The sequence below is a fragment of the Paenibacillus sp. E194 genome, from assembly GCF_000935845.1.
Lineage (GTDB): Bacteria > Bacillota > Bacilli > Paenibacillales > Paenibacillaceae > Paenibacillus_B > Paenibacillus_B alvei_B.
On sequence record NZ_JMDX01000532.1, the window covers coordinates 1 to 750 of the forward strand.

Below are 750 nucleotides of genomic sequence, written 5' to 3' on the forward strand. Positions count from 1 at the left end.
TCGGGGAACTGTACATTGGCGGGGCAGGGGTTACCCGTGGATACTTGAATCGTCCAGAGCTGACAGAGGAGCGATTCCTTCCGGATCCTTTCAGCGGTGAGTCTGGAGCGAGAATGTACAGAACGGGAGATGCTGTAAAGTATCAGCCGGAAGGAAACCTGATCTATGTAAGCAGGATCGACGACCAGGTGAAAATCAGAGGATTCCGGATTGAGCTCGGAGAGATTGAAATGGTGCTAAGTCAGTTGCCGGCGATCAAGCAAGCTGTCGTCATCGTACGAGAAGACAGGCCGGGGGAAAAGCAACTGGCGGCGTATCTGGTCGGAGAAGGCAGCGCGCAGGAATGGCGGACATACTTGAGCGAGCGATTGCCAAGCTATATGGTGCCGACGTATTTTGTGCAACTGGACAGTTTGCCGTTAACGCCGAACGGGAAGATCGATATGAGGGCACTGCCGATTCCGACAGTGTCGTCGCAAGAGGGCTATGCGGCGCCGCAAACGCCAGCAGAGGAGCTCGTTTCGGCGGTATGGTGCCAACTGCTTGGCGTGGAGAGGATCGGTATCTATGATTCCTTCTTTGATTTGGGAGGCCACTCGCTGCTGGCGGCGCAGGCGGTTTCGCGTCTGCGCGAGGTGTTCGGCGTGGAGGTGGCGGTGCGCGACCTGTTCCAGCACCCGACGCTCGAAAGCTTATCCCGCCAATTAACGCTGTTAGCGCAAGGGGGAGAAGGGGAGAAACGTCCGCCGG

Annotated in this window: 1 protein-coding gene; it reads left to right on the plus strand. The window is 57.2% G+C overall.

What is annotated here, in order from left to right:
• Positions 1-750 (plus strand): phosphopantetheine-binding protein (locus AZ66_RS29405; protein WP_044358217.1); only part of this gene is annotated, 750 nt, incomplete at both ends.